We start from the raw sequence: 24,687 nt of genomic DNA, 5'->3' as shown, positions 1-24,687 counted from the left end.
TCAGGGCACCTGTTTGATGATGAGATGCGATTCCGCGATGCCTCAAGGACAAGCCGCGCGTGCGCGCGGTGCTGCGCATCCTTGACCCACCGCGGACTCACGGAAGGTGGAAGATGGAAGCGGATTATGTAGTTGTAGGGGCCGGGTCGGCGGGATGTGCCGTGGCTTACAGGCTGGCCGAGGCCGGGAAGTCGGTTCTTGTCATTGAGCATGGCGGCACGGATGCAGGGCCGTTTATCCAGATGCCTGCAGCGTTGTCATATCCAATGAACATGAAGCGGTATGATTGGGGCTACAAGTCTGAGCCAGAGCCGCATCTTGGCGGGCGGCAGCTGGTCTGTCCGCGCGGCAAGGTTGTCGGGGGATCGTCGTCCATCAACGGCATGGTCTATGTCCGCGGTCATGCCATGGATTATGACCATTGGGCCGAGAGCGGTGCCGACGGTTGGGGCTATGCCGATGTGCTGCCGTATTTCAAGCGCATGGAGCATTGGGACGGCAACGGCCATGGCGGCGATCCGGCGTGGCGCGGCACTGACGGCCCGCTGCATGTCACGCGCGGACCGCGCAGGAACCCGCTCTATCAAGCCTTTGTCGACGCTGGGCGGCAGGCCGGATACGAGGTGACGGATGACTATAATGGCCAAAAGCAGGAAGGTTTTGGCCCGATGGAGCAGACGGTGCACAAGGGACGCCGCTGGTCGGCAGCGAATGCCTATCTGAAACCTGCTTTGAAGCGGCCAAACTGCGATCTGGTGCGCGGGCTGGTCGAGCGTGTGGTGATGGAGGAAGGGCGTGCTGTCGGCGTGGCCCTGGCGGGGGGCAAGGTGGTGCAGGCCCGGCGCGAGGTGATCCTGGCTGCGTCGTCCATCAACTCGCCCAAGATCCTGATGCTGTCCGGGATTGGTCCGGCTGCGCATCTGGCTGAGCATGGGGTTGAAGTTGTTGCGGACCGCCCGGGTGTCGGGGCCAACCTGCAGGACCACCTGGAGATGTATATCCAGTACGCTTCAAAACAGCCAATTACGCTGTACAAGCACTGGAACTTGTTTTCAAAGGCGATGATTGGGGCACAGTGGCTATTCACCGGTACCGGGCTGGGCGCGTCGAACCAGTTTGAAAGCGCGGCCTTTATTCGCAGCAGGGCGGGCATTCCATATCCGGATATTCAGTACCACTTCCTGCCGATGGCCGTGCGCTATGACGGGCAGGCAGCGGCCGAGGGGCACGGGTTTCAAGCCCATGTCGGGCCGATGCGGTCGCCATCAAGTGGTGCTGTGACCTTGCGGTCTGCCAACCCTGCCGATGATCCGGTGATCCGTTTCAACTACATGAGTACCCAGCAGGATTGGGAGGAATTCCGTACCTGTATCCGCCTGACGCGCGAGATATTTGCGCAGGAGGCCTTTGCCCCCTTTGTCAAACACGAGATCCAGCCGGGCGCGTCCTATCAGAGTGACGACGAACTGGATGATGTGATCCGCGAACATGCGGAAAGCGCCTATCACCCTTGCGGGACATGCCGGATGGGGCGTGCCGACGACCCTATGAGCGTGGTGGATCCGGAAGGGCGTGTCATTGGTGTTGATGCCTTGAGGGTTGTCGACAGTTCGGTCTTTCCGCGTATTACCAATGGCAACCTGAATGGGCCGTCCATCATGACCGGCGAAAAGATGAGCGATCACATTCTGGGGCGTCATTTGCCGCGCAGCAACGACGTGCCATGGGTGCATCCTGAGTGGGAGACCGCGCAACGTTAAGCTTCCTTTAACAAACCGTTTGAAGTCTGGCCTCGACGTCTCCAAGTAAAGGGAATGTTAAGACTTTGTTCGGTGCTTGTTCTTTTGGTGTTGCCCGCGATGGCATGGGCCGATCTGCGCGGTGTGATCCGCGTCATTGATGCGGACACAGTGGATGTGGGTGAGACTCGGGTGCGCTTGCATGCCATTGATGCACCGGAGCAAGACCAACTGTGCCAAACTGATCAAGGGGCTGATTTTGCCTGCGGTGTGTGGGCGACAGAGCGGGTTGTCGATGCGTTTGGTGGGCAACGCGCGGTGTGCCATCAGTTGGACATCGACCGCTATGGACGTTTGGTGGCCAAATGTGCGGTGCAGGGCGTGGACATGGGCCAGCATATCGTGCGCGAGGGGTGGGCCTTTGCCTATCGTCGCTATGGCCTGGACTACGATCTAGAGGAAAAGACCGCCTATGTTGCGGGCCGGGGATTGCATGCGTTCCAGTTGCAATCGCCAACGCAGTTTCGGCAGGCACAGGTCAAAGGGCGCGTGCCACCGCATCCGTCTTGTACCATCAAGGGCAATATTTCAGATAAAGGTCGTGTCTTCCATGTGCCGGGTCAGAAGTTTTACCAGCGGACAGAGATACAGGAAGCCAGTGGTGAGCGGTGGTTTTGTTCCGAAGCTGAGGCGATGCGGGCCGGCTGGCGACCATCATCGCACTGAGTGCCTGGGTTCATCGTTCCTAGCTCACGGTATAGGGCAGCAGACCGCGCGTATCCGGATCAACCGACAATTGCCGTTCAAGCGGTGGCACGGAGCGCTGATGGCAGGTCTTGCGTTCGCAGATACGGCAGGAAATGCCAATGGGTTCGAACGCCTCGGTGCGGGTGATATCCATCCCGTCGGCGTAGACCAGTTGTCCTGCATGCTTGACCTCGCATCCCAGAGCGATGGCGTAGCGGCGTGTTGGAGCTCCAAACCGTCCCCCGGTCTTGGAAACATCGCGCGCAAGACTGATATAGCGCACCCCGTCTGGTGTTTCGGCCAATTGGCGCAGGAAGTGACCGGGTTGTTCAAAGGCGCGGTGCACGTTCCAGAGCGGGCAGGCCCCGCCGAAACGCGCGAATTGGAGGCGCGTGGCCGAGTGCCGCTTGGTGATTGTCCCGGCTTGATCGACCCGCACAAAGAAGAAGGGCACCCCCTTGGCCCCCGGTCTTTGCAGCGTTGAAAGCCGGTGGCAGACCTGTTCGATGGAGGCCCCGAACCGTGTCGCAAGTTGCTCAAGATCGTGCCGTGTCTCCTGTGCCGCTTGCAGGAAGCGGCTGTAGGGCATGAGAGCGGCACCCGCGAAGTAATTGGCGAGTCCGATCTTGGCGATGGAGCGGGCTTCGTCAGTCTGGAAACGAGCGAAGTCGAGTGTTGCTTCCAGCAGTTTGTCCTGTTGCAGCAGGGCGATTTGTAGCAGCATCTGGAAGGTTTGAGTTTCCTGGTTGGCCCGGTCAGAAAGGGTCAGGGTTTTGCTGTCGGTATCGTAGTGGCGCAGCGTGTCAGTGCCTTCAAAGGCGACATTGGCCCCCATATCTGAAAGGGCGGTGATGGCGACTTGCCTGATGTTGTGATGTTTCCCATCCGTGCTAGCGAAATGTTCAGCCGCGCGGTCGACTGCGTCGATATAGTTGTCACAGTAGTGGAAGAAATCGCGCACTTCTTCCCAAGGAGAGGGGCGGGCGCGTGCGTCTTCGCGGCCAAGTGCTTCGTCGAGTGAGGCAAGGCGTTCATGCGTTTGGCGGTAGGCGCGGTGCAGGTCGAGGAAGGCGTGCGCCAGCGCTGGGGCGTTGGAAGCCGCCAGTCTAAGGTCGGCGAGGGGCGGTATGTCTCCGGAAAAGACAGGGTCGGCCAAGGCCTCGCGCATGTCTGACACCAACCGCTCGCCATCGCCCGAGCTGAGTTCGGTCACATCCAGCCCAAACTCCTGCGCGAGGTTCAGCAGGACTGTTGTGCTGACCGGCCGGTTGTTGTTCTCCATCTGGTTCAGATAGGGCAGGGACACGCCCAGCTTGCTGGCGAAATCTTTTTGCGTGAGGCCGACGCGCGTGCGCACCTCGCGCAGCTTTGCTCCGGCATAGAGTTTTGGGGCGGCCATGATGCGTCCGTTTTGCAGTTTTGCAGTGAGCGCAGGCTAGTTTTGCAAAGCGCCCGACGCAACCACTATGCGTGGGCCATGCGACGCTCACGACGGTAAACCGCGCCGATGGCGATCAACGCGCAGACGCCGGTGATGCACATGATGTAGAGCAACGGGTATGCGCCGGTTTCGGGCGTCAGAAGGAAGCCCGCAAGTGCAGACAGCGCGGCGCCGCCACCGATCATGATCGCCCCGCCCAGACCTGATGCTGTTCCGGCGAGGTGAGGCCGAACCGAGAGCATGCCGGCGGTCGCGTTGGGGATCACCAGGCCGTTGCCGAGGCCGACAAAGGTCATCATCCCGAAGAAAGACACGGGCGTGCCCGCGCCCGCGAGGAAAATGGCCAGTGACAGGAATGTGCCTATCGCGTTAGCCACCGTCCCCCAAAGGACCAGTCGATTCACACCGAACCGTGTGGCAAACCGACCGCTAAGCCCGTTGCCGACAAAGTATCCGATGGCAGGAGCGCCAAAAAAGAAACCCAGCGTTGCGGGCGACATGCCGAACACCTCGGTCCCGACAAAGGGGGCTCCTCCCAGATAGGCAAAGAATGATCCCGAGCAGAAGGCTGCAGCCAGCGAATAGCCCCAGAAGCGCGGTGAGCGCAGCAGTTCGGGGTACTCCTTGAATTGGCCCATGAGGGATTTGGAGGAGGGTTGTGCCGTTTCGCCGACATCCTGGTGCACGAGCCACAGCAGCAACGCACCGGTCAGGAAGAAAAACCAGAAGACTGATTTCCACCCGAAGGCCTCGTCCAATACGCCGCCAATGCCGGGGGAAATCATAGGAACCACCGCCATCCCCATCGTCACATAGCCAATCATCGAGGCTGAGTGATCCTGATCGTAGAGGTCGCGGATGATGGCACGGCTCAGCACCATGGCGACGGCAATGATGGCCTGACACATGCGGAAGAACAGGAAGACTTCGGCATTCGGAGCATAAATGCAGCCAAGCGTTGCCAGCATGAACAGCCCGATGCCCCACATCAGCACCTTGCGCCGTCCGAGATTGTCCGAGACTGGTCCAATGATCGTTTGCATGACCGCAGACACGGCAAGATACAGTGCGACCGACAGCTGCATGAGGCGATACTCGGTGTCGAAATACTCCGTCATATTTGGCAAGCTGGGCAGGAACATGTTCATGACCATGGCCGAGACCCCGGCCAGCAGGATCAGCGTTGCGATATGAGGCGGGGTTGTGCGGTCCAGAAAGCGGACCTGGTGCGGCGCTTGCATGATTGCTGAGGTATGCGTGCAAAAGTGAACTGTCCAGTGCAGCTGTGCACAGGGTGCTGTGATTTGCGGATTTGCAATTTGCAACTTGTGAGTTGCGAAAAGTTTGCAAATATGCCGAAAGTCGCTTCAACCATGTGCTGCTGCGCTTGTATAAGGCCAGAAATCACCAGCGGGGACAGCATGAAAGATATTCTGACCGAATTGGAAGCACGGCGTGTAGATGCGCGTCTGGGTGGCGGACAAAAGCGCATCGATGCGCAGCATGGGCGTGGCAAGCTCACCGCACGCGAGCGGATTGATCTGTTGCTGGATGAAGGCTCTTTCGAAGAGTTCGACATGTTTGTCAGCCACCGTTGCACCGATTTCGGCATGGAGAAACAGAAACCCGCGGGCGACGGTGTCGTGACCGGGTGGGGCACCATCAACGGGCGGCAGGTCTATGTCTTTTCGCAAGACTTCACCGTTCTGGGCGGTTCGGTCTCTGCGACCCATGCGGCCAAGATCTGCAAGATCATGGACAAGGCGGTTGAGAACGGTGCACCCGTCATCGGTATCAACGACTCCGGTGGCGCGCGTATTCAGGAGGGTGTCGACAGCCTTGCAGGGTATGGTGAGGTTTTCCAGCGCAACATCATGGCCTCGGGCGTGGTGCCGCAGATCAGCGTGATCATGGGTCCGTGTGCGGGTGGTGCGGTGTATTCTCCGGCGATGACCGACTTTATCTTCATGGTCAAAGACAGCTCTTACATGTTCGTGACGGGCCCAGATGTTGTCAAGACCGTGACCAACGAACAGGTCACGGCGGAAGAGTTGGGTGGGGCATCGACCCACACCAAGAAATCATCGGTTGCTGATGCTGCATTCGACAATGATGTTGAGGCGCTGGCCGAGGTGCGTCGCCTCGTGGACTTCCTGCCGCTGAACAACCGCGAAAAGCCACCTGTTCGTCCGTTCTTTGATGAGCCTGACCGGATTGAAAGCAGTCTGGACACTTTGGTGCCAGACAATCCGAACATGCCCTACGACATGAAAGAGTTGATCGTGAAGATGGCTGACGAGGGCGATTTTTACGAGCTGCAGGAAGAGTTCGCCAAGAACATCATCACCGGCTTCATTCGCCTTGAAGGTCGCACCGTTGGCGTGGTTGCGAACCAGCCGATGGTGTTGGCGGGCGTGCTGGACATCGACAGCGCCCGCAAGGCGGCCCGCTTTGTTCGCTTCTGCGATTGCTTTGATATTCCAATCCTGACCCTGATTGACGTGCCCGGCTTCCTGCCCGGCACAACGCAAGAATATGGCGGCGTGATCAAACACGGCGCGAAACTGCTCTTTGCCTATGGCGAGGCGACGGTACCTAAGGTCACAGTCATCACACGCAAGGCTTATGGCGGCGCATATGTTGTGATGGCGTCCAAGCATTTGCGGGCTGACTTCAACTATGCTTGGCCAACGGCCGAGATTGCGGTGATGGGCGCAAAAGGTGCGACCGAGATCATTCACCGGGCCGATCTGGGGGATGCCGACAAGATTGCGCAGCATACGGCTGATTACGAGGACCGGTTCGCCAATCCGTTTGTGGCTGCAGAACGCGGGTTCATCGACGAGGTGATCCAACCGCGTAGCACCCGAAAGCGGGTCAGCCGCGCCTTTGCATCGCTGCGCAACAAGAAGACGCCGATGCCGTGGAAGAAACACGACAACATCCCGCTCTGATGTCTCGGTCTGGTTGGCATATCCTGAAGGATGACACCGGGTTGACTCTCTGTCGTCACCTGCCACCACGTTTTGATTTCGTGGTGTATACGGTGCTGCCGGGCGGTCAAGCTCTGCGTCTGGCGCATCAGATCCGGCAAGATCTGTGGCGCGCGCTTCAGACGCTGCGGGGGTTTTCGCCCGTTGTGCGCTTGGAGTGGATTGCCGAATGTTGGCACGTGATGGCAGGTGGGCGTGTTTTAGGGCCGGTTACTGAGGCAATGGTCGCGACCGCTGAAGATGTGCTTAACAGCCGACGCAATCGTGCCAGATGGGTCAATGCTGCTCGTATGACAGGGCAATGGTCGCAATGAAAAGGGTTGAACAGGTCGTTGATGTTTTTAGGAAGCTGGGCGGTGCAGCAAGGTTGCCTGATGTCTACGCTTACTTTGAAAAAACGGTTGACGTAGAGTTGCCCAAGACGTGGCGCGCAGGCATTCGGGGTCGCATCTACGAAAACTCCTCTGACGCGGGCGGTGAGTTAAAGAAAGATCTATTTGCAAAAGTTGAAGAAGGCTTTTGGAAACTTAGAGATCATGAAATCGCATCAGACTTGATCGAAACTCGAAAGGACTTGGATCCAACCGAAGTTGTCGAAATGGTTTTGGTGCGGGAGCATTGGCGTCGAAAAGGCGCGAGATCTGTATTTGAAAACCAGGCGTTCACCATCAGCCATGCCGACAGCCGTGCGTTCGAAGGCGCAGGGCTGCGCCCGTTCTTTGAATATCGTCAGCTTGGTATCGCCGAGGCGACGAAGGGTGCCTATGGCGCGCATGTCATTCGCGCTGTGCCGGGCAAGGAAAGTCCGGGCACGTGGCACAGTCATGAACTGGACTTCCAGATGGTCTATGTCACCCAAGGCTGGGTTGTCTTTGAATATGAAGGGCAGGGTGAGCATGTGCTGCGCGCGGGCTCTTGTGTATTGCAGCCGCCGGGCATCGTGCACCGGGAAGTTCGGCACTCGGACGACCTTGAACTGATTGAAATCACGTCTCCTGCAGACTTTACAACGCAAGAAGAAGATGCACGATGATGCGCGAACGGCTGCATACTTCGCCGAATAGCACAGTGCGACGGGTTATCACCGCACGCACAGCAGCCCCGGAGGGAGGAGCCCGGACCCGCATGCGGGGATGGGTCCGGGGCTGCGTATCCGTTTTCTGTCTGTCTGCAACATGCGCGATTGCCCAAGAGGTTCCATCGGGCCAACCGGTGTCATTGTCCGAGGTGCTTTTGGATGCCGTTGGAACTGAAAGCTGGGTCCGTTTCCGGTTTATTGCGCCTGAAATTGCCAAGGGTGCAGGCACAATCAGCTATGCGGAGGCCGAAGGTGATTTTCAGGCTTTGTGCGACGGTTTTGCACTGACCTACATCATTGATTTCGAATTGGCTGTGGATGTCGTGGTGATTTCTCTGATGGACCGTCCCGTGCCGTTTGGGACGTCTGATCCAGAGGCAACACAGTTCTTCGAGGCGTTCCGGCCAGAGACAAACGGTTGTGTTTGGGAGGCGTTTTGATGCGCAGGCGGTTTTTTGCATATGAGGCATTGAGGCCACAACCCGCGCAAGCCTGTGTGGGCCCATATCTTTCCCCCGGAAAATCACGTATAGGCGAAATGAGCGGTCCCCAAGACCGCCTTACCTCGCATCGGGTGCGTCTTTTCGCGTGCCTGGAAGTTGACTACAGGAGAGACAGATGTCGAAGAGCATCAAAGTTTTGGGCATGGTTAGCCTCATGGTTCTGGTTGCAGCCTGCGGCCGCAACAACAACGACGACGATTTCGTGGTTGTCGAGCCTGAGCCCATCAGCCAAGAGCCTGTCCACACCGGCAAGTTCAAGTAATTCCACAGGGCGGGCGTTTCAGCCCGCCCTGACATCCCCCTTTGCCGCGGGGGACAGCATATGCTGAAACACCGCGGTTTCCCAGGTCGCCTGACCGGCACCGATTTTCAATTCACAATCCGCCGCCCGAACCCCAAGGGGGTCACGCCGCTGCAGCGGCGCGAGCGTTTTGCCGATCGCAAGCCTGCTGATCGGCGGGCAGATGCGGCGTTTATGGCCGCCCTCTGGACGCATTTCGGGGGTGAACCGTTCGAACGTGGCAATCTGGATGCAGGCCGGCTGTCTTGGCTGTTTGGTCGCGAGGTGATCCCTGCCACAGATCCCTTCGATCCTGCTGATTATGAAGCACTTTTACAGATTGATGAAGGTCTCGCACGTGCGTCCTTTCCTGATGCGTTCGGGGAGGATTGGGATGGGTAATCATGCAACTTTCGGCGCTTTTCCGCCGTCAGATTCCCGCTATGGGCGAAACCCGGCTCATTTCCGCCCAGAGCGATCCTTGCTCTTTCTACGCGGCGAAAAAGCATGCAACCGTACAACTACGGAGCCGCTTCCCCAGGTTATCTGCGGCGACGTGTACCATTTCCGTACCCCTTCCCCTGGTGGGCAGCGAATGTCGCAAGATATTATGCTGCCCACCTTTTTTTTGCCTTGGCGCGCGAAAATGGCGCATGACCCCGCCGAGTACAAAACAAGTGCATCCGGTCTTCGGCAACCTCGTGCCATCCTGCGCGCATTTCGGCGATGCGGTGCGCATTCTTCCGTTTCCATCCCGGAATTGTTGATCCCTTTGGTCGTTTGCCACACCAAAAAGGTGTCAAACAAAGGAAGATCGATATGTGTATCAAAACCCTTGTTCTTGCGACGGCAACGGCCCTTGGGCTCGCGGCATGCGGCGACACGGTCGGCGAGCAGGCTGTGTTCGGCGGCGCCGCGGGCGGTGTCGGAAGTGCAGTACTTGGTGGCAACGCAGTTGCCGGTGCAGCCGTCGGTGCTGGTGCAAACATCCTTTATTGCGACCGATACCCCAGCCGCTGTTAAGTTTTCCCCGCGCTGCGCGCGCGGTTTCAGATCACACGCGGAACGCCGTCCTGTCTTCGGGCAGGGCGGTGTTTTGCGTTCCAGGACCCAAGGAAGTGAGGCCCCATGTTCAAGAAACTCCTGATAGCCAACCGGGGCGAGATCGCCTGCCGCGTGATCAAGACAGCTCGCAAGATGAGTATTCCCACTGTTGCGATCTATTCCGACGCGGATGCGCAGGCGCTGCATGTCGAGATGGCGGATGAAGCGATCCATATCGGTCCGCCCCCGGCAAACCAGTCTTACATCGTCATCGACAAGGTCATGGATGCGATCAAGCAGTCGGGTGCCGAAGCGGTGCACCCTGGCTATGGTTTTTTGTCAGAGAACGCCAAGTTCGCCGAAGCGCTGGATGCCGCTGGCGTTGCTTTTGTCGGTCCGCCCAAAGGGGCAATCGAGTCGATGGGGGACAAGATCACCTCGAAGAAGATCGCGCAGGATGCTGGGGTCAGCACCGTGCCCGGCTATATGGGCCTGATCGAGGATGCTGATGAGGCTGTGAAAATCTCGACCGAGATTGGCTACCCTGTCATGCTCAAGGCCTCCGCCGGGGGTGGCGGCAAGGGGATGCGCATCGCTTGGAACGATGAGGAGGCACGCGAAGGCTTTCAATCGTCCAAGAACGAAGCGGCCAACAGCTTTGGTGACGACCGGATCTTTATTGAGAAGTTCGTGACCCAACCTCGCCATATCGAAATCCAGGTGCTGTGCGACAGCCATGGTAACGGCATCTATCTGGGCGAACGTGAATGTTCTATCCAGCGCCGGAACCAGAAGGTGGTCGAGGAAGCGCCGTCGCCTTTCCTGGACGAAGCCACTCGTAAGGCCATGGGCGAACAGGCTGTGGCTCTCGCTAAGGCCGTGGGATACGCGAGTGCCGGCACGGTTGAGTTCATCGTGGATGGCGACAAGAACTTCTATTTCCTTGAGATGAACACCCGCCTTCAGGTGGAACACCCGGTGACGGAACTGATCACCGGCGTTGACCTTGTGGAACAGATGATCCGCGTCGCTGCCGGCGAAAAGCTGTCGATCACACAGGATGACGTCAAACTGCACGGCTGGGCCATCGAAAATCGGCTTTACGCAGAAGATCCCTATCGCGGCTTCCTGCCGTCCATCGGTCGCTTGACGCGCTACCGTCCACCAGCCGAAACCGAAAGCTACAGCCCCGGTGTGACGCCGGAGAGCATCGTGGTCCGTAACGATACCGGCGTCTACGAAGGCGGCGAGATCAGCATGTATTATGACCCGATGATTGCCAAGCTCTGCACATGGGGCCCTGATCGTGCCACAGCGATTGAGGCGATGCGTGTTGCACTGGACAGCTTCGAGGTGGAAGGCATCGGTCACAACCTGCCCTTCCTGAGCGCCGTCATGGACCACCCGAAATTTGTTTCGGGTGATATGACAACCGCCTTCATTGCTGAAGAATACCCGGATGGTTTCGAAGGTGTGGAATTGGCAGAAGCGGATCTGCGCCGTGTCGCAGCGGCCTGCGCCGCGATGCACCGCGTGGCCGAGATTCGGCGCGCGCGCGTGTCGGGCCGTATGGACAATCACGAACGCAAGGTCGGCAAGGACTGGAACGTCACGCTTCAGGGGCAATCCTATGACGTTGTGATCGATGCGGATCACGAAGGCGCCACGGTGACGTTCGATGGCGGAGCGGCCCTGCGCGTGTCAGGCGATTGGACACCAGGCGATCAACTGGCCGAGATGACGGTGGACGGGGCACCTTTGGTGCTGAAAGTCGGCAAAGTGTCGGGCGGTTTCCGCATCCGGACCCGCGGGGCGGACCTCAAGGTTCACGTGCGCTCACCACGTCAGGCCGAACTGGCCCGGCTTATGCCAGAGAAGACACCACCGGATACCTCCAAGATGCTGCTCTGCCCGATGCCTGGTCTTGTCGTGAAGGTAGACGTGGCCGAAGGCGACGAAGTGCAAGAGGGACAGGCCCTGTGCACTATCGAGGCGATGAAGATGGAGAACATTCTCCGCGCCGAGAAAAAGGGTGTCGTGTCCAAGATCAACGCGGGCGCAGGCGACAGCCTCGCTGTCGACGATGTGATCATGGAATTCGAGTGAGTTTCGCGTCCCACATATCTGGCCTATCTTCGGCCAAGCGGTGGGATGCCCATGCTTTCCGCAGGTCCGTTGGCTGTGACGTTTACTCGATCACATCAACGGACCAAATATCTCACCCGTCAGAGCTCCGCCTTTCGCGGATTTCGCGCTGGCGGCTCGGCAATCTGTCGATGGACCGCATCAGTTCGCGGACGCTCCACGGGAAAGGTTTGCGCAGCAACACGCTGCCATCCTTGCTGACAAGAACCATCATGAACCCACGAGGGCGTAATTTCTGGCGCAGTGCGCTGTCTTTTGATGGATCGGTGTCCGTGAGGACAACCACATCGCGTTCGGCGAGCTCGTCCGCACGCTCTTCCAGAAACTCTATCTGTTGTCGGAAGTTCGGGTCATTCGGGCTGTCAGCAAACACGACGATGGGCCGATTTTCCCAGACGAATTCGTTCAAATCCTGCACATCCGTCGTGATGAAGATGGATGAAGTTGCAGTATCTCCGCTTTCCGCAGAGACGACTGAGCCGCTGAAAAGGCCAACCAGAACAATGGGTAATAGGTGTTTCATCTGCCCTCCTGCCTTCCCCAATGTAGCGGCTTTTTCGGCAATTACGACGGCTGCTCGCGTCAATTTTAGCTTTAATCGCTCGGCAAGCCTTTGTGTGCGACGCCTTAACCATGATCGCATGGGGTTAACCCCGCGATGCGCGACTATGGTGAAGGGTAAAACTGGCATGAAAGTCATCTTGCATATCGGAGCGCATCGCACCGGAACAACATCTTTTCAGGCCTATATTCGAAAAAATTCGGATTTCATGCGCACGCGACGTATCGGTTTTTGGGGCCCTATGCGAACGCGCAAAGGCCTGTTCGCGGGCATCCAGCCTGAGCCCGGAGTTGGACCCGAAGCAGCACGGCGCGCACGCGGGCGCATTATGTTGCAAATGGACAAGTCTGAACGCAATGGGATCAAGACCCTGATTGTGTCCGAGGAAAACATGCTGGGCATGATGCGGCGTAATCTGCGCAACCTGTCTCTTTATGATGATGTGGGTGAACGGATGTCGCGGACTGCGGCGGCATTTGATGGGCGGATCGATACGGTCGTGCTTTCTGTACGCGAACTGAGTCACTATTGGAGATCTGCCGCGGCTTTCTGCGTCACGCGCGGGCATTCGATGCCCGATCCAGATCACATGAACCGCATTGCGAATAGTCCACGAACATGGCGAGACGTCGTTTCTGATGTGGCCTGTGCGGTGCCAGACGCCAAGCTTGTTGTTGTGCCGTTCGAGCGTACATCGGGCCGTCCTGACGCTATGTTCCTGGCGACGACAGGCCTTGGTGGCCCACGAAATGCGGCGGAGATATGGGCAAATCGCTCGCCCACTTTGCAAGAGCTACGCGGCATAATTGCCGAGCGCGGTGAGCATCAAGATGTGATCGGTGGGCCATTAAACAAATGGGCACCTTTTGACCCAGCCGCGGCAGCAGCGCTGCGCGAGGCATATCTGGACGACATACACTGGCTCACCGCTGGTGGCGACGGACTGGCAACACTGACAGAGGATTTGGGCCAAAGAGGAGCGGGGCAAACCCTGCCGCATGGTCCGCTGACAAGAGGACAAGGACATGACGACCAAGAAAGACGATTGGCAGAACCTGGCTGAAGGCGAACTGCGTGGCCGTCCAGTCGATGACCTGACGTGGGAAACGCTCGAAGGGATCAACGTTGCCCCGATCTACACTGAAGAGGATCTGGCTGGTGTAGATCATCTGGGTACCATTCCAGGTCAGGCTCCGTTCACCCGTGGTGTCAAGGCGACCATGTATGCGGGTCGCCCATGGACTATCCGGCAATATGCAGGGTTCTCCACAGCCGAGGAATCCAACGCCTTTTACCGTCGCGCTCTGGATGCGGGGCAACAGGGTGTATCAGTGGCGTTCGATCTGGCGACGCACCGCGGCTATGACAGCGACCACGAGCGGGTTGTCGGGGACGTTGGCAAGGCAGGCGTCGCCATCGACAGTGTGGAAGACATGAAAATCCTGTTCGACGGTATCCCGCTCGAAAAGGTGTCAGTGTCCATGACAATGAACGGTGCGGTAATCCCGATCCTCGCAAGTTTCATCGTGGCGGGTGAAGAGCAGGGCGTGGACAAAGCCTTGCTGTCAGGCACCATTCAGAACGACATTCTCAAAGAGTTCATGGTGCGCAACACCTACATCTATCCGCCTGAACCTAGCATGCGGATCATTGCGGATATCATCGAATATACGTCCAATGAGATGCCCAAGTTCAACTCGATCAGCATCTCCGGTTACCACATGCAGGAGGCTGGCGCGAACCTGGTGCAGGAGCTTGCCTTCACCCTCGCTGACGGTCGTGAATACGTGCGCGCGGCCATCGCACGCGGCATGGATGTCGACAAGTTCGCAGGCCGTTTGTCATTCTTCTTTGCCATCGGCATGAACTTTTTCATGGAAGCGGCCAAGCTGCGGGCTGCACGTCTGCTCTGGCACCGCATCATGTCCGAGTTCGAACCGAAGAACCCCAAGTCCTCCATGTTGCGCACCCACTGCCAGACCAGCGGCGTAAGCCTGCAGGAGCAGGACCCATACAACAACGTGGTCCGCACCGCGTTCGAGGCGATGAGCGCCGTGTTGGGTGGCACACAATCATTACACACCAACAGCTTTGACGAAGCCATCGCGTTGCCCACGCAGTTTTCCAGCCGGATTGCGCGCAACACACAATTGATCCTGCAAAATGAAACCGGTGTGACCAATGTGGTCGATCCGCTGGCCGGGTCCTACTACGTCGAAAAGCTGACCCATGATCTTGCCGAGGAAGCCTGGAAGCTGATCGAAGAGGTTGAGGAAATGGGCGGCATGACCAAAGCCGTCGGCTCCGGTATGCCCAAGTTGCGGATCGAGGAAGCCGCTGCCAAGCGTCAGGCGATGATTGATCGCGGTGACGAGGTGATCGTGGGCGTCAACAAGTTCCGCCTCGAAAAAGAAGACGAGATTGACATCCTCGACATCGATAACGCCGCTGTGCGCGATAGTCAGATTGCGCGCCTGACCCGCATTCGGGCCAAGCGGGATGAAGAGGCGTGCCAAGCGGCCCTTAGGACCCTGAGTGCGGTTGCTGCAGCGGACGGCAATCTGTTGGAGGCCGCAGTCGAAGCCGCGCGGGCACGTGCAACGGTGGGAGAAATCAGCATGGCAATGGAAAAAGAGTTCGGGCGCCACCGGGCAGAGGTCAAGACGCTCGCTGGTGTGTATGGGGCCGCCTACGAGGGCGACGAAGGCTTTGCCGCCATCCAGAAATCGGTCGAGGATTTTGCCGAGGCCGAAGGTCGTCGCCCCCGGATGCTGGTGGTGAAGATGGGCCAGGACGGGCATGATCGTGGTGCCAAAGTGATCGCCACCGCCTTCGCGGATATTGGCTTTGACGTCGATGTCGGCCCGCTGTTCCAGACGCCTGCCGAGGCTGCACAAGATGCCGTTGACAACGATGTGCACGTGGTTGGCATCTCGTCTCAGGCTGCGGGACACAAAACGCTCGCCCCGCAATTGGTGCAGGCTTTGAAGGACGCGGGGGCAGAAGATATCATCGTAATCTGTGGCGGCGTAATCCCGCAGCAGGACTACCAGTACCTCTACGATGCGGGCGTCAAGGCAATCTTTGGACCCGGCACAAATATTCCGGATGCTGCACAACACATTCTGAACATCCTGCGTGGTGACGAGGCCGCTGCCTGATGCTTGCGGGCTGCCTGAATCTCGGCAGCTCGTCTTCCATCTCTGGTAGCAGTGTGCGTTGACCATCGGGGCCTCTTCAGTTCTATAGGCTGGACCGCGGTACCTCGCGTTTCAGGACCCGATGTGCAGCGCATGAAAGCTTGGAGCAGGAGGCCCCCGTGCTGTTCGACCATCTTGTTGTTGGATCAACCGATCTGGACGCGGCCCGCGCCCGTGTCGAGGATGCGCTGGGCGTCTCCATGCAGCCCGGCGGGGCACATGCAGTGTTTCAGACGCACAACGCGCTGATGGGACTGGAGGATGGTCTTTATCTTGAGGCCATCGCGCCGAATCCAGCGGTGCCCGCACCCACGCGCCCGCGCTGGTACGATCTGGACCGGTATGCGGGCGATGCGGCCCTGTCCAATTGGGCTTGTTCGGTCGAGGATATGGATGCTGCCCTTGCGGACATGCCGGATGGTGCGGGATCGCCGGTGGGGGTCCGCCGCGACGCCTTGTCATGGCGCATGGCCGTGTCGGCTGACGGCACAACCCCATTTGACAACTTGTGGCCTGCCCTGATCGAGTGGCCTAAGGGCGTACACCCGGCTACAAACCTGAAACCGACCGGCGTTCGGCTGCGCCGTTTCACTCTGGTACATCCCAATGGCGATGCATTTGCAGCGATACTTGCGCACCATTTGACAGATGACCGGGTCTCGGTTGAGGTTGGGCCCGTTGCTCTGCACGCTACCTTTGACACCCCGAACGGCGCGCGTTCGCTGTGATCCGAGACGCTGCACCAGACGATGCAAGCTGGATTGCAGACATCTGGAACGATGTTATTGCCCACACGCACATAACGTTCACCACGACACTCAAAACGGTGCCCGAGATCGAAGCGATGATCCGCGATCGTGTATTTCTGGTGCTTCCGGACCAAGGTGGGTTTGCGACCTATGGCGCGTTTCGCAGAGGTCTGGGCTATGTTGCGACGGTGGAGCACACCATCTTTCTCGCGAAACATGCGCGCGGCAAGGGCCAGGGCAAAAGGTTGCTGTCCGCTTTGGAAGGCCAGGCAGGAGACGCCGGCCATCATGTGATGGTGGCAGCGATCAGCAGTGAAAACCAGGAGGCGGCCGCATTTCACAAAGCCATGGGCTACGACACGGTTGCTGAAATGCCCGAGGTGGGGCGCAAGGGCGGTCGCTGGCTGGATCTGATCCTTATGCAGAAACAACTGGGTGCGACGGAGAGTGCCAGCGCCAAGTCGCGGGATAGTGTATAGGTTCAACGAATGTCCCTCTGGGCCCGCATATCAGATGCGCTGGCAGCGCTGACCGCAGGTGAAAGCCTGGCCGAGGTGTTCGACAAATTGCGCGCGCCCCCCGAACGCAGTGTGGCCTTTGCCATTGCGGTGATTGCGCTTGGGGCGAAGATGGCCAAGGCGGATGGGCAAGTGACGCGGGACGAGGTCACAGCTTTTCGCGAAGTGTTCCATATCGCGGCCAAGGACGAAGCGGGCGCGGCCAAAGTGTTCAACCTTGCACGACAGGACGTGGCGGGCTTCGAAGATTATGCCACGCGTATCCACGCGATGTTCTCAAGCCAGCCCGAAACGCTGACCGACTTGATCGAAGGCTTGTTCCACATTGCAATGGCGGACGGGTTCTATCACCCGAACGAAGACGCGTTCCTCGAAGAGGTGGCGCATATCTTTGATATTTCGGACGCTGATTTCCGTGCATTGCGGGCACGCTTTGTTCCAGATGCGACGCCCGACCCTTACTCGGTCCTTGGCGTTCATCCGGATTGGGCACTCGAAGACATCCGCCAGGCGTGGCGCAAGCTGGTCCGTGAAAACCATCCCGATGCCATGATGGCCCGCGGTGTTCCCGAAGAGGCTGTACGATTGGCTGAAAAGCGTATGATCGACATCAATCGCGCTTGGGAAGAAATCTTGGGCAGCAGCAGTTAATGCGTTTTGCAACTTATAACGTCGAGTGGATGAACAGCCTTTTCAATGATGAGGGCGCGCTTCTGAACGACACCGGATGGTCATCACGCTATGATGTCACCCGCACGGCGCAAACGGATGCTTTGCGCATGGTGTTCCAAGCCCTTGATGCAGATGCAGTGATGATCATCGAAGCCCCCGACAACAGTCGGAACCGGGACACGGTACAGGCACTCAAGAACTTTGCCAGTTTTGCAAGTTTGCGCGCCCGTGAGGCCGTTATCGGCTTTTCGAATGACACGCAGCAAGAGATTGCTTTGCTATATGACCCCGATGTTTTGACAGTTTTGCACGATCCGTTGATCCATCAGGATGCGCCTCGCTTCAACGAACGCTTTAGGATCGACCTGGATATTGATGCGACCCAGGACGAGGTTGTTTTTTCCAAGCCTCCTCTGGAGCTTGAAGTTGAGACGGTCCAAGGCTTGTCGTTGCGCATGATCGGGGCTCATTTGAAATCCAAAGCCCCACACGGCGCCAACAATCGGGACGAGGTCATGCGCATCTCGATTGCGAACCGGCGCAAACAGTTGGCACAGGCCATTTGGATGCGCGCGCGTGTCGACGGTTTGCTGGCGGATGGGCATCCGGTGATCCTGATGGGCGATTTGAACGACGGCCCGGGACTGGATGAGTACGAGAACCTGTTTGGACGCTCTTCGGTCGAAATCATCATGGGGGATGGCGAAACTGCGCTTTTTGATCCGCATGCAAGGCAGGCTTTGCAACGCCGATTGGGCGCGACGCCGACAACAGCCCGCTTCTGGATCAGGCCGGAACAACGGTTTCTTCAGGCGCTGCTGGATTACATCATGATCTCGCCCGATCTGACTGGGCGCGAACCAGTTTGGCGTATCTGGCACCCGCTTGATGATCCGGCGTGTTGGGAACAGCCTGCATTGCGCGATGCCCTTGTTACCGCGTCCGATCATTTTCCGGTGAGCTTGGATATCGTGCTATAGTGCCCATATGAGGCCTATGAAACAGATAGCTGCTGCCCTTTGCCTGCTCGCGATGACCACTTTGGTTTCGGCGCAAGACGATGAACAAGAGCAGGGTCTTTCGTTGATGGAACGCGGCGCGCAAATGTTGATGGAAGGGCTGATGCGCGAGATGGAGCCTGCCATGGACGGGCTACAGGATATGGCTGAGGAGTTTGGTCCGGCGCTGCGCGAGTTCACGTCGCAGATGGGTCCGGCGTTGCGCAACCTTCTGGAAGAGGTTGAGGATTGGAGTGTTTACCACCCGCCCGAACTTCTGGAAAACGGCGATATCATTATCCGGCGCAAAACACCTCAGGAACTCGAGAGTGAACCTGACGCAGACAATCAGATCGACATCTAGGACCGTCGCCGCTTTTTAACGATGACACTGGCGTTTAGGGACGAGGCAAGCGAATTCAAGCGCGCCTCGGCCACCTCGCCAAACAGAGGCATGGCATCTGGGGACAGGCGCAGCTCCAGTTCTCTTTTCTTCGGGAACCATCTGAATTCACCCCGTTCGGCGTCTTTTTCCATCCACAGCATTGCACCGAAACGCATGGCCTTACCCAGAACCTCGGCTTCGCGTTGCATTTTTTGGTCAATCAGGTCGTATAGCTCTTCGAAATGGGTGCCTTCACGTTTGTTGGTGTAGCGGTGCAAGAGGGCGAGGCCCAAAAAGATACGCTCGGAGTGTTTGAGACCGCCAAGATTGGCGCGGGTTGCATTGTCGAAACAAACCTCGGCCCGATAATCAGGATGCGCACGCCAACTGACGTCATGGAGCAGGCAGGCGGCCTTGATCAGCCGCTTGCGAGGCAGGGGTGCTGATTTGAATATGGGCTCGATGAATTGGTACAGTAACTTGCCGAAACCCGGCATGCGCGCGTCCTTGGCTTCGGCAAAGCGGCAGGCTTCGATCAAGGGATCACGGTCACGCAAACGTTGGGGCATTTGTTCATAGAGCATACCTTCACGGATGCCGTAACTGGATACGGCAATGTCCTGAGGACGGAAGGTTTTGACCAATCGGGCAAGAACTTCGGCGGCCAATGGCACAAGAGCCATCCGGGCGGATGAGATACCGCACGCACCCCGCAAGGCTTCATGGTTGTCATGTTCCTTGATGTATTTTGCGGTGCGTTGAACCGATTGCGGCGACATCCGGTATTCGTGAAGCACGTTCAATGGGTAGCCACGTCTGTGCATGTCAACGCGCGCAATCGCCCGCCATGACCCGCCGACAAGAAACAGGCGGTCGCGTTGTGGTCCCATTTCCGTCTTCAGGTGTTCCATAGCGGCCTTGATGTGGTTACGCCGCCCTTTCTTTCCGCCTTTTACAGTTTGCAGTTTCAAGGGCCCAAGGTCAGACGTGACCCGTCTGCCCACGATACCATCCGAGATTTCAGCCAATTCCATCGAAGAGCCGCCGATATCGCAAACGAGGCCGTAGGAACCGGGCCAGCCCAGAAGCACGCCTTGTGCAGACAGTCGTGCCTCTTCACGACCGTCAATGACGCGAACGTGCAGCCCGGTCTCCCGAAGGACGTCGGCACAGAAATCGGGTCCGTCGGTTGCATCCCTTACTGCGGCCGTCGCAACCACGGACAAATCGGACAACCCCATGCCTTCGGCGAGGCGCTGAAAGCGCCGAAGCGCCTCCAACGCGCGCACCCGGCCTTCCGGGTTCAGATGTCCTGAGTCCGATAGCCCTGCGCCAAGTGCACACATGATCTTTTCATTGTAAAAGTATGCAGGGGATCGGGCAGCCCCATCAAACACAACAAGCCGAACGGAGTTTGACCCCACATCGACGACACCCACACGTGACAACGCACGGACTGACGGGTCATCAAAGAGCGGGCGCCCAAAGAGGCTGCCATCGCCGTGCTCTGGCGAAACAGAAACGTTCATGGACCCCCCGTGGCATCTGTTTGTCCGTTGATGGACCAGCCTGTGGCGTGGGTCAATGATCTGGTCGGTTGTGCGGCTCTGTTTTGGCTGGCGCCAAAATGTGCCCACCCACCGACCCAGGCGGCGTCAATCTTCGGTGTGTGTCAACTTTGGTACATCAGCCGCGCCTGCTGATCCCCTTCCCGAAAGAGACGGGTTCTCCATGAAGAACCTGTGGCAGTTGAACGCGAAGGTGCCGGCTGGCAATTCCGGCCGCTTAAATGTGCCGTCCGCGGCCATGATCCAGCTTTGTGCAACATCGGCCAGGTTCGCTGCCATGATCTGGCTTACAATCTGGGCTTTGACGGTGTTGTTTTCGATTTCCACAAGCGTTTCGACGCGGCGGTTCAGGTTGCGCCCCATCCAGTCCGCAGATGAGATGAACACGCGCGCCTTTTTCGAGGGCAGGCCGTGACCATTGCCAAAACAGACAATGCGGCTGTGTTCGAGGAAACGACCGACAATGGATTTCACCCGGATGTTGTCAGAAAACCCCTTGATGCCTGGGCGCAGGCCGCAGATGCCCCGGATCACCAAGCTGATTTTCACGCCTGCCTGACTGGCTGCATAGAGCGCGTCGATCACCTCGCTATCAATCAGTGAATTCATCTTGGCCCAGATTTCCGCGGGTTTGCCCGCGCGGGCATGCTCAGCCTCTGCAGCAATCATTTCCAGAAGCCGCGGTTTCAGGGTCGTTGGGGAAATGGCAAGGTTGTCCAGCCCTTCGGGCGGGGCATAGCCACTGAGATAGTTGAACACCTTGGTGGCATCGCGCCCCAACTTGGCATCGCAGGTAAACAGCGACAGGTCGGTATAGATGCGGGCCGTGATTGGGTGGTAGTTGCCCGTGCCGTAATGGGTATAGGTGACCAGCTCTTTGCCTTCGCGCCGGACCACGGTGCTGATCTTGGCATGGGTTTTGAGGTCGAGAAAACCGTAAACGACGTGGGCACCAGCACGTTCTAGTCGGCGAGACTGACGGATGTTGGCCGCTTCGTCGAAGCGGGCTTTCAACTCGACCAGCGCGGTGACGGATTTGCCGTCTTCTGCCGCCTCGCACAGTGCTTCGACGATGGGGGACTTCTTGGACGTTCGGTAGAGCGTCTGTTTGATCGCGACGACATTCGGGTCCCGCGCAGCCTGTTGAAGGAAGCGCACAACCATGTCGAAGGTTTCGTAAGGGTGGTGCAGCAACATGTCCTTTTGGCGGATTGCTGTCAGCATATCCCCCTCGAAATCGGTGACCCGTTCCGGTACACGCGGAGTAAAGGATGGCCAGAGCAGGTCGGGCCGATCATCAAGCACCAGCTCACTCAGGTCAGACATACCCAGCATGCCCTCGACCTCAATAACCTCGGCGTCGCTGACGCCCAATTCTTCCATGATGACTGCTTTGAGGGCTTTGGGAGCACCTGCCGTATGAGTAAGCCGCACCACTTCGCCTCGGCGGCGGCGTTTGAGGGCAACCTCGAATTCGCGGACCAGATCCTCTGCCTCTTCCTCGACTTCCAGATCGCTGTCACGCAGGACCCGGAAGCCAAAGTGGGACTTCAGCTTGTAGCCCGGAAACAGGCTTGGGATATTGAGGACCAGCAGTTCTTCAAGCGGCAAAAAACGATGCCCCTCACCGGGCAACGCGACAAACCGGTCAATCTGCCCCGGAATGGGCAGCAACGCCTGCAGGGGGCGCTTGTCCTTGACCCGTTCAAGCTGAAGGGCGAGGGCATGACCCGTGTTCGGGATGAATGGAAAGGGATGGGCCGGGTCGATCGCGAGTGGCGACAAGACAGCAAAGACACGGTTCAGAAACACCTCGGACAGATACTTGGTGTCAGTGGGTGTCAGATCGTCGGCCGTCAGAATAGAGATCGCGCGCTCTTCCATTTCGGCCTTTAGGTCGGCCAGAACCCGGGTTTGCCGCAGGATCAACTGACGCGCGTTTTCGTTGATGAGAACCAGCTGCTCGGCGGGTGTCAGACCATCGGCCGCTGGCGTCGTGTTGCCTGCGATGGACAGTTCACGCAGACCGGCCACCCGAACGGTGTAGAATTCGTCAAGGTTGCCCGCGCTAATCGACAAGAAGCGCAACCGTTCCAGCAGCGGAACGCGTGGGTTCTCGGCCTCTTCCAGAACGCGCCAATTGAATCCCAACCAGCTGAGCTCACGATTGAAGAAACGGCCGGGGCCGGTTGTATCCAGGTCTGGCAAGGAAACAGGCTCGGGAAAGTCCGAGCCGAGGAAATCGGCGTTCGTCATGCGCGGGTTATGTCGGCGGAGTGTAAAGGATGGGTGACACTATCCGCCGGATCACACCTGATTGTCCAGACACCCGGACGCAAGGTTTCGTGTAATGGGCTTTTTCTGCGCAAGACTTGCGCCATCAATGTCGGCAACGATGCGACGGGCAGCAGCAAAGCTACGTTCCATGTGTGTCACGAGATAGGGGATCACATCGGCGCGCGGCGTCAGTTGACGATCGGAAAAGAGCTTGGCCAGAACCGCACCAAGCAGGCTGTCATCCGGTGGATCAAGGGCTGCATGTCCCGCCGCATCCACGCGGCTTTGCAGATCAGGCAGAGACAAACGCCACAGATTGGGGGCAATCACCCCTGTCATCAAAAGCGGATGGCCTGCTGCCTGCAATGCATTGTGCAAGTGAAACAACGCGGTTTGCTGGTCCATGTCTCGCGCTATCTGGTCAACGTCTTCGACAGCGACGGGTCCGTTAAAAAGCGCTTCGATATCCTTGTCTTCCAGCTTGCTCGCCGAAATGATGCGCGCACCGCTGTCTGCGGCCCACACATGGGTCAGGTGGGTTTTGCCAGAACCCTCGGGTCCCGTCAGGACGAGTTTGTCGAGTGGCCAATTCCGCCACGCATCGACCATCGACAATGCGACCGCATTGGATGGTGCGACAAGAAAATCGTCGCGCCCCAGCGCAACACGCACGGGCAGGTCAAATCCAAGTTGTTCGGCCATTGGACTAGTCCTCGGCCTCCGATTTGGATGCACCACTGATGCCGGTGTAGAGGCGGCTGCCGCGATATTGCTCGATCACGAAGCGAACCAGGACACCCAGTGCGGCTGCCATTGGTACCGCGACCAACATGCCTACAAAGCCAAACAGCGCGCCAAATACAGAGAGTGAAAGGATCAACCATACCGGATGCAGACCGACGCTGTTGCCCACAAGTTTGGGGGTCAGGAAGTTGCCCTCGGCGATCTGGCCGATCTGGAACACAACGGCGACCGCGACGATCCACCACCATTCTCCCCAGAACTGGAAAAGGGCCAAACCCACGGCAAGACACCCCCCAACCAGAGCGCCAACATAGGGTATGAATGTGAGAAGGCCTGCAACAAACCCCACGACCAGACCAAACTGCAAACCAATCAGCATCAGCGCGATGGCATAGTAGGCGCCCAGGATCAGGCAGACGGTTCCCATTCCTCTGATGAAACCGGCAAGAGTCTTGTCCACCTCTCCAGCAAGGCGACGGATCACGGGGGCATGATCGCGCGGCAGTAGCTCGTCAACGCGGGCAATCATCCTGTCCCAATCCAGCAACAGGTACACTGCGACCACAGGCACGATGACAAACAGGACGATGACGTTGATCAGGCTGGCAGCCGACGTGAGGGCCGTCTCAAGCAGCTGGCCACCGCGTTCGGAAATCGTCTGACCCAGGGAATTCAAGCTTTGGCGTACCGTCGATGTTTCATCAAGCAGGCTGGGGAAACGCTCGGTCAGGAATGCGCCCAGGTCACGAGCAAGCTGCGGAACGGCGTTAAACAGCTGGATGGCCTGTTCGATCAGTGTCGGGATCACGAGTAGCGCAAGAACAACAAAGACGATGATTGCACCGATGGTTATGATCGCGGTCGCTATGGCACGGCTGAACCCATGCGCCTCAAGCCAGTCCGCGACGGGGTCCAGAAAATATGCGATCGCAGCGCCAAGGAAGAAGGGAAGAAGCTGATCTCCGAGCGCATAGAGAAGTAGAAAGAAAATCGCGGCTGCAATTCCCCAATACTTAAGTTGATCACCAACGGGCAGTGCCATCT

At 58.2% G+C, this 24,687-nt stretch carries 24 protein-coding genes; 17 read left to right on the top strand and 7 right to left on the bottom strand.

Annotation, left to right across the window (positions count from 1 at the left end; translation table 11 throughout):
- Window positions 1-113: 113 nt before the first annotated feature.
- Window positions 114-1,760: a choline dehydrogenase gene (betA, locus tag IE087_RS09335; protein WP_189369036.1), complete on the top strand. Its 1,647-nt coding sequence runs from the start codon at window positions 114-116 to the stop codon at window positions 1,758-1,760.
- 54 nt (window positions 1,761-1,814) lie between these two features.
- On the top strand, window positions 1,815-2,465 hold the full coding sequence (locus IE087_RS09330; protein ID WP_189369035.1) for a thermonuclease family protein: 651 nt from the start codon (window positions 1,815-1,817) through the stop codon (window positions 2,463-2,465).
- A gap of 19 nt (window positions 2,466-2,484) precedes the next feature.
- Here the strand turns inward: IE087_RS09330 and IE087_RS09325 are convergent, their stop codons facing one another.
- Complete coding sequence (locus IE087_RS09325; protein ID WP_189369034.1) at window positions 2,485-3,885, bottom strand: helix-turn-helix domain-containing protein; 1,401 nt, start codon at window positions 3,883-3,885, stop codon at window positions 2,485-2,487.
- Window positions 3,886-3,950: 65 nt separating this feature from the next.
- A complete protein-coding gene (locus IE087_RS09320; protein ID WP_189369033.1) occupies window positions 3,951-5,168 on the bottom strand; it encodes a multidrug effflux MFS transporter in 1,218 nt (405 codons plus the stop codon).
- 180 nt (window positions 5,169-5,348) lie between these two features.
- On the opposite strand from IE087_RS09320, the gene IE087_RS09315 reads away from it, so the two are divergent.
- The 8 genes from IE087_RS09315 to IE087_RS09280 all read left to right on the top strand — a co-directional run bounded on the left by IE087_RS09315 (window position 5,349) and on the right by IE087_RS09280 (window position 11,931).
- Window positions 5,349-6,881, top strand: coding sequence for an acyl-CoA carboxylase subunit beta (locus IE087_RS09315; RefSeq protein ID WP_189369032.1), 1,533 nt, complete (start codon window positions 5,349-5,351; stop codon window positions 6,879-6,881).
- Window positions 6,881-7,234: a hypothetical protein gene (locus IE087_RS09310; RefSeq protein WP_189369031.1), complete on the top strand. Its 354-nt coding sequence runs from the start codon at window positions 6,881-6,883 to the stop codon at window positions 7,232-7,234. The genes IE087_RS09315 and IE087_RS09310 overlap by 1 nt, the downstream gene beginning before the upstream one ends.
- Entirely contained in the window at window positions 7,231-7,953 is a 723-nt protein-coding gene (locus IE087_RS23515) for a cupin domain-containing protein (RefSeq protein WP_229801321.1), read from the top strand. The genes IE087_RS09310 and IE087_RS23515 overlap by 4 nt, the downstream gene beginning before the upstream one ends.
- Window positions 7,954-8,045: 92 nt before the next feature.
- Window positions 8,046-8,438: a DUF6497 family protein gene (locus IE087_RS09300; RefSeq protein WP_189369030.1), complete on the top strand. Its 393-nt coding sequence runs from the start codon at window positions 8,046-8,048 to the stop codon at window positions 8,436-8,438.
- A gap of 178 nt (window positions 8,439-8,616) precedes the next feature.
- Window positions 8,617-8,763: a hypothetical protein gene (locus tag IE087_RS09295; RefSeq protein WP_189369029.1), complete on the top strand. Its 147-nt coding sequence runs from the start codon at window positions 8,617-8,619 to the stop codon at window positions 8,761-8,763.
- A 60-nt stretch (window positions 8,764-8,823) separates the two neighbouring features.
- Entirely contained in the window at window positions 8,824-9,183 is a 360-nt protein-coding gene (locus IE087_RS09290) for a hypothetical protein (protein ID WP_189369028.1), read from the top strand.
- Window positions 9,184-9,600: 417 nt separating this feature from the next.
- Window positions 9,601-9,804, top strand: a complete 204-nt coding sequence (locus IE087_RS09285) for a hypothetical protein (RefSeq protein ID WP_189369027.1) — start codon at window positions 9,601-9,603, stop codon at window positions 9,802-9,804.
- 105 nt (window positions 9,805-9,909) lie between these two features.
- Window positions 9,910-11,931 carry an acetyl-CoA carboxylase biotin carboxylase subunit gene (locus IE087_RS09280; RefSeq protein ID WP_189369026.1) on the top strand — a complete coding sequence of 674 codons (2,022 nt, stop codon included), beginning with the start codon at window positions 9,910-9,912 and terminating at the stop codon, window positions 11,929-11,931.
- A gap of 112 nt (window positions 11,932-12,043) precedes the next feature.
- Here the strand turns inward: IE087_RS09280 and IE087_RS09275 are convergent, their stop codons facing one another.
- Window positions 12,044-12,493: a DUF4174 domain-containing protein gene (locus IE087_RS09275; protein ID WP_189369025.1), complete on the bottom strand. Its 450-nt coding sequence runs from the start codon at window positions 12,491-12,493 to the stop codon at window positions 12,044-12,046.
- A 280-nt stretch (window positions 12,494-12,773) separates the two neighbouring features.
- On the opposite strand from IE087_RS09275, the gene IE087_RS09270 reads away from it, so the two are divergent.
- The 7 genes from IE087_RS09270 to IE087_RS09240 all read left to right on the top strand — a co-directional run bounded on the left by IE087_RS09270 (window position 12,774) and on the right by IE087_RS09240 (window position 19,033).
- On the top strand, window positions 12,774-13,595 hold the full coding sequence (locus tag IE087_RS09270; protein ID WP_229801320.1) for a hypothetical protein: 822 nt from the start codon (window positions 12,774-12,776) through the stop codon (window positions 13,593-13,595).
- Complete coding sequence (scpA, locus tag IE087_RS09265; protein WP_189369023.1) at window positions 13,558-15,693, top strand: methylmalonyl-CoA mutase; 2,136 nt, start codon at window positions 13,558-13,560, stop codon at window positions 15,691-15,693. The genes IE087_RS09270 and scpA overlap by 38 nt, the downstream gene beginning before the upstream one ends.
- A 158-nt stretch (window positions 15,694-15,851) precedes the next feature.
- The gene (locus tag IE087_RS09260; RefSeq protein ID WP_189369022.1) at window positions 15,852-16,460 is read left to right on the top strand and encodes a VOC family protein; all 609 of its coding nucleotides are present in this window, start codon (window positions 15,852-15,854) and stop codon (window positions 16,458-16,460) included.
- Window positions 16,457-16,960, top strand: a complete 504-nt coding sequence (locus IE087_RS09255; RefSeq protein ID WP_189369021.1) for a GNAT family N-acetyltransferase — start codon at window positions 16,457-16,459, stop codon at window positions 16,958-16,960. The genes IE087_RS09260 and IE087_RS09255 overlap by 4 nt, the downstream gene beginning before the upstream one ends.
- A 9-nt stretch (window positions 16,961-16,969) precedes the next feature.
- Window positions 16,970-17,650, top strand: a complete 681-nt coding sequence (locus IE087_RS09250) for a molecular chaperone DjiA (protein WP_189369020.1) — start codon at window positions 16,970-16,972, stop codon at window positions 17,648-17,650.
- On the top strand, window positions 17,650-18,651 hold the full coding sequence (locus tag IE087_RS09245) for an endonuclease/exonuclease/phosphatase family protein (protein ID WP_189369019.1): 1,002 nt from the start codon (window positions 17,650-17,652) through the stop codon (window positions 18,649-18,651). The genes IE087_RS09250 and IE087_RS09245 overlap by 1 nt, the downstream gene beginning before the upstream one ends.
- 52 nt (window positions 18,652-18,703) lie before the next feature.
- Window positions 18,704-19,033: a hypothetical protein gene (locus IE087_RS09240; protein ID WP_229801319.1), complete on the top strand. Its 330-nt coding sequence runs from the start codon at window positions 18,704-18,706 to the stop codon at window positions 19,031-19,033.
- Here IE087_RS09240 and IE087_RS09235 read toward each other — a convergent pair.
- The 4 genes from IE087_RS09235 to IE087_RS09220 all read right to left on the bottom strand — a co-directional run bounded on the left by IE087_RS09235 (window position 19,030) and on the right by IE087_RS09220 (window position 24,685).
- Complete coding sequence (locus IE087_RS09235; protein ID WP_189369017.1) at window positions 19,030-20,583, bottom strand: Ppx/GppA family phosphatase; 1,554 nt, start codon at window positions 20,581-20,583, stop codon at window positions 19,030-19,032. The genes IE087_RS09240 and IE087_RS09235 overlap by 4 nt on opposite strands.
- 126 nt (window positions 20,584-20,709) lie before the next feature.
- Entirely contained in the window at window positions 20,710-22,878 is a 2,169-nt protein-coding gene (locus tag IE087_RS09230; RefSeq protein WP_189369016.1) for an RNA degradosome polyphosphate kinase, read from the bottom strand.
- Window positions 22,879-22,929: 51 nt separating this feature from the next.
- The gene (locus tag IE087_RS09225) at window positions 22,930-23,601 is read right to left on the bottom strand and encodes a P-loop NTPase family protein (RefSeq protein ID WP_189369015.1); all 672 of its coding nucleotides are present in this window, start codon (window positions 23,599-23,601) and stop codon (window positions 22,930-22,932) included.
- Window positions 23,602-23,605: 4 nt separating this feature from the next.
- Window positions 23,606-24,685 (bottom strand): AI-2E family transporter, encoded by a 1,080-nt coding sequence (locus IE087_RS09220; protein ID WP_189369014.1) that lies wholly within the window; start codon window positions 24,683-24,685, stop codon window positions 23,606-23,608.
- Window positions 24,686-24,687: the final 2 nt, after the last annotated feature.

Source organism: Tateyamaria omphalii (genome assembly GCF_014651375.1).
GTDB classification, from domain to species: domain Bacteria; phylum Pseudomonadota; class Alphaproteobacteria; order Rhodobacterales; family Rhodobacteraceae; genus Tateyamaria; species Tateyamaria omphalii.
Note: the sequence above shows the minus strand (reverse complement) of the source record. Positions and strands in the feature narration are given on the sequence as shown.

Excerpts from the sequence above, each read along its gene's own strand:
- IE087_RS09310 (WP_189369031.1), top strand. The coding sequence starts at position 6,881 with ATGTCTCGGTCTGGTTGGCATATCCTGAAGGATGACACCGGGTTGACT.
- IE087_RS09270 (WP_229801320.1), top strand. The coding sequence starts at position 12,774 with ATGCGAACGCGCAAAGGCCTGTTCGCGGGCATCCAGCCTGAGCCCGGA.
- IE087_RS09225 (WP_189369015.1), bottom strand. The coding sequence starts at position 23,601 with ATGGCCGAACAACTTGGATTTGACCTGCCCGTGCGTGTTGCGCTGGGG.
- IE087_RS09300 (WP_189369030.1), top strand. The coding sequence starts at position 8,046 with ATGCGGGGATGGGTCCGGGGCTGCGTATCCGTTTTCTGTCTGTCTGCA.
- IE087_RS09280 (WP_189369026.1), top strand. The coding sequence starts at position 9,910 with ATGTTCAAGAAACTCCTGATAGCCAACCGGGGCGAGATCGCCTGCCGC.
- IE087_RS09250 (WP_189369020.1), top strand. The coding sequence starts at position 16,970 with ATGTCCCTCTGGGCCCGCATATCAGATGCGCTGGCAGCGCTGACCGCA.
- IE087_RS09240 (WP_229801319.1), top strand. The coding sequence starts at position 18,704 with ATGACCACTTTGGTTTCGGCGCAAGACGATGAACAAGAGCAGGGTCTT.
- IE087_RS09315 (WP_189369032.1), top strand. The coding sequence starts at position 5,349 with ATGAAAGATATTCTGACCGAATTGGAAGCACGGCGTGTAGATGCGCGT.
- IE087_RS09275 (WP_189369025.1), bottom strand. The coding sequence starts at position 12,493 with ATGAAACACCTATTACCCATTGTTCTGGTTGGCCTTTTCAGCGGCTCA.
- IE087_RS09295 (WP_189369029.1), top strand. The coding sequence starts at position 8,617 with ATGTCGAAGAGCATCAAAGTTTTGGGCATGGTTAGCCTCATGGTTCTG.
- betA (WP_189369036.1), top strand. The coding sequence starts at position 114 with ATGGAAGCGGATTATGTAGTTGTAGGGGCCGGGTCGGCGGGATGTGCC.
- IE087_RS09320 (WP_189369033.1), bottom strand. The coding sequence starts at position 5,168 with ATGCAAGCGCCGCACCAGGTCCGCTTTCTGGACCGCACAACCCCGCCT.
- IE087_RS09235 (WP_189369017.1), bottom strand. The coding sequence starts at position 20,583 with ATGAACGTTTCTGTTTCGCCAGAGCACGGCGATGGCAGCCTCTTTGGG.
- IE087_RS09220 (WP_189369014.1), bottom strand. The coding sequence starts at position 24,685 with ATGGCACTGCCCGTTGGTGATCAACTTAAGTATTGGGGAATTGCAGCC.
- IE087_RS09330 (WP_189369035.1), top strand. The coding sequence starts at position 1,815 with ATGTTAAGACTTTGTTCGGTGCTTGTTCTTTTGGTGTTGCCCGCGATG.
- IE087_RS09285 (WP_189369027.1), top strand. The coding sequence starts at position 9,601 with ATGTGTATCAAAACCCTTGTTCTTGCGACGGCAACGGCCCTTGGGCTC.
- IE087_RS09245 (WP_189369019.1), top strand. The coding sequence starts at position 17,650 with ATGCGTTTTGCAACTTATAACGTCGAGTGGATGAACAGCCTTTTCAAT.
- IE087_RS23515 (WP_229801321.1), top strand. The coding sequence starts at position 7,231 with ATGAAAAGGGTTGAACAGGTCGTTGATGTTTTTAGGAAGCTGGGCGGT.
- scpA (WP_189369023.1), top strand. The coding sequence starts at position 13,558 with ATGACGACCAAGAAAGACGATTGGCAGAACCTGGCTGAAGGCGAACTG.
- IE087_RS09325 (WP_189369034.1), bottom strand. The coding sequence starts at position 3,885 with ATGGCCGCCCCAAAACTCTATGCCGGAGCAAAGCTGCGCGAGGTGCGC.
- IE087_RS09230 (WP_189369016.1), bottom strand. The coding sequence starts at position 22,878 with ATGACGAACGCCGATTTCCTCGGCTCGGACTTTCCCGAGCCTGTTTCC.
- IE087_RS09290 (WP_189369028.1), top strand. The coding sequence starts at position 8,824 with ATGCTGAAACACCGCGGTTTCCCAGGTCGCCTGACCGGCACCGATTTT.